This is a genomic window from Pedobacter sp., assembly GCF_035566355.1.
Lineage (GTDB): Bacteria > Bacteroidota > Bacteroidia > Sphingobacteriales > Sphingobacteriaceae > Pedobacter.
Window position 1 is genome coordinate 1 of sequence record NZ_DATMRL010000087.1, and the last position, 3,398, is coordinate 3,398.

General features: G+C 41.5%; 1 protein-coding gene. It reads right to left on the reverse strand.

Annotated features, from left to right (window positions below; genetic code table 11):
• Window positions 1-3,350: phosphoribosylformylglycinamidine synthase (gene purL, locus VNZ46_RS03295; protein ID WP_325558660.1), on the reverse strand; the 3,350-nt coding region annotated here is incomplete at its 3' end.
• Between the last annotated feature and the right edge of the window lie 48 nt (window positions 3,351-3,398).

Sequence of the window (3,398 nt, forward strand, 5' to 3'; positions counted from 1 at the left end):
GTAGACAGCATAATCGAGTGGTTTTCCTGTATAGTAAGGGAGGTGAAAATGCTCTCATGTTTATGACTTTCGTTGTGAAGCATTTTAGGTTTATCTGTATGATCCGGATTGATCAGGCCAAGTTCTACAAACAGCTGGCAACCGTTACAGATTCCAACAGATAAAGTATCCGGGCGTTTGAAGAAATTCTCGAGGGCTATTTTAGCTTTTTCGTTGTACATAAATGCACCAGCCCAGCCTTTAGCGGATCCCAGAACATCTGAATTGGAGAAACCACCTACAGCGCCAATGAACTGAATATCTTCTAAAGTTTCTCTTCCTGAAATTAGGTCAGTCATGTGTACATCTTTTACATCAAAACCAGCAAGATACATTGCATTGGCCAATTCACGCTCCGAGTTACTTCCTTTTTCACGGATCACTGCAGCTTTAGGCCTTGGTTTAGAAGCATCAATTGCTGGTTTTTTTCCATCAAACTGTAATGGAAAAGTATAGTTTAAGACGTGGTTTTTATAGTTGTCAAAGCGTTCTTGTGCTTTAACCGGACCACTCTGTTTCTTATCCAGTAAATACGACGTTTTAAACCATATATCCCGAAGATGATCAATGTCAAGATTCAATTTTTCACCATGATTAGTCACCTCAAGCGTTGCTGAAGAGGTTACTGTACCTATTTTGTGGAAAGCAATATTGTTAGCCGAAAGAATAGCTTCGACATCACTGTTTGCCTGGAATACTAGGCCAATATTTTCTGCAAAAAGAACTTTAATACTATCTGTCTCTTTCAAAGGGGAAAGGTCTATTGATGCACCAAGATTACGGTCTGCAAAACAAAGCTCTAATAAAGTGGTAATTAAACCTCCACTGCCAATATCATGTCCAGCCTGGATTTTTCCTGTTTTGATGAGTTCCTGTAAAGTATTGAAAGTGACTTTAAATTGTGCGGCATCTTTTACGTCTGGTGTTTCGTTACCAATCCGGTTCAGAATTTGTGCAAAAGAAGAACCACCCAGTTTGTAATCGTCGTTAGATAAATTGATATAATAAATGTCTCCTCCATCTTTTTGAAGTACAGGCTCCACTACCTGAGTAATGTCACTGCAATTTCCAGCTGCAGAAATGATTACCGTACCAGGAGCAATAACTTCATCATTTTTATATTTTTGTTTCATTGACAGGGAATCTTTACCCGTTGGGATATTGATTCCAAGTTCAATTGCAAAGTCAGAACAAGCTTTAACCGCTGCATATAATCTGGCATCTTCACCTTCATTTTTACAAGCCCACATCCAGTTTGCAGAAAGTGAAACGCTTTTTAAGCCATCTTTCAGAGGTGCCCACAGAATATTCGATAAGGATTCTGCAATTGCGATGCGGCTTCCAGCTGCAGGGTCGATTAAAGCAGAAAGGGGAGCATGTCCAAGGGAAGTTGCTATACCTTCTTTGCCCTGGAAATCCAGTGCCATAACACCGCAGTTGTTTAAAGGCAATTGTAAAGGACCTGCACATTGCTGTTTGGCAACGCGGCCGCCCACACAACGGTCAACCTTATTGGTCAGCCAGTCTTTGGACGCGACGGCCTCCAATTGAAGAACCTGTTCCAGGTAAGTGTTAAAATCTGCCGCATTATAGGTTACCGGCTGATATTTACGATCTACAGTTTTATCTTCCATTACGACTTTTGGCGAACTGCCAAACATGTCCTTTAGTTCCAGATCCATCGGTTTGGCACCGGTAGTTGCAGATTCAAAAGTAAAACGGTGGTCGCCTGTAACTGTACCGACAGTATACATTGGTGAACGCTCCCGGTCTGCAATTTTCTGCAGTGTAGAAATGTGTTCCTGACCAATAACCAAACCCATGCGTTCCTGAGATTCATTACCAATGATCTCTTTAGCTGAAAGAGTAGGATCACCAACCGGTAATTTATCCAGGTCAATTTTTCCACCGGTTTCCTCTACCAGTTCAGAAAGACAGTTCAAGTGGCCACCTGCTCCGTGGTCATGTATAGAAACGATGGTATTATGTTCACTTTCTACCATACCGCGAACGGCATTGGCTGCTCTTTTCTGCATTTCAGGATTAGAACGTTGAATCGCATTTAGTTCTATACCAGAACCTAATGCACCAGTATCAGCGGAGGATACAGCGGCACCACCCATACCGATTCTATAGTTTTCACCACCAAGGATGACAATTTTATCACCTGTTTCCGGTTTGTGTTTTTGGCTTTGGCTTGCTTTGCCATAACCCACACCGCCGGCAAGCATAATCACTTTGTCAAACCCAAGTTTACGGTCTTCTTCTTCATGTTCAAAAGTAAGAACAGATCCTGTAATCAGTGGCTGACCAAATTTATTTCCAAAATCAGAAGCACCGTTGGAAGCCTTGATAAGAATATCCATTGGTGTCTGATAGAGCCATTGTCTTTCTTCTACGCCTTGTTCCCAGGGACGGTTTTCTTCCAGTCTGGAAAGTGCAGTCATATATACTGCTGTACCTGCCAGTGGGAGGGAACCCTGTCCACCTGCCAGCCTGTCTCTGATCTCACCACCAGATCCTGTTGCTGCACCGTTAAATGGCTCTACAGTGGTTGGGAAATTGTGGGTTTCGGCTTTGATAGAGATGACCGATTCGAAATCACTTACTTTATAATAATCAGGTTCGTCTGCACGTTTCGGTGCAAATTGCTGAACTTTAGGTCCTTTAATAAAGGCCACGTTATCTTTGTAGGCAGAAACAATGTCGTTTGGATTTTCTTCTGATGTCTTGCGGATCAATTTAAAAAGGGACGACGGCTGCTCTACGCCATCAATCACAAATTTGCCGTTAAAAATTTTGTGACGGCAATGTTCCGAATTGACCTGCGAAAAACCAAAAACTTCAGAATCTGTTAAGGCTCTGCCAAGTCTCTGCGATAATTCATTTAAATAATTTACTTCTTCGTCACTTAGAGATAGTCCTTCTTGTTTATTGTAAGCGGCAATGTCCTTAATTTCCAAAATTGGTTCAGGCTGAATATTGATGCTGAATAAATCCTGGTTAAGTTCGTTGAACTTTTGCGAAAGCATTGGGTCAAAATCAGTAAAATTACTTTCTACCCGTTGAAATTCCTCAATTCTAACAATATCCTTAATATCCATGTTCTGGGTAATCTCTACCGCATTGGTACTCCAGGGGGTCACCATCGCTGCACGCGGCCCAACAAAATAATCTGTCAGAACGTTTTCTTTGCAGATTTGTGCGCCGCCAAAGAGCCATTGTAATTTCGTAATATCATCAGGGGAAAGGTTTCGTTCTATTTGTAAAGCGAAAACCGTTTTGGATTGGCTTGAGAAGAAATAAATCATGCTTTTTTTTTGAAGATGCAAATTTAGGTTAAAAAAACAGGATAAGCC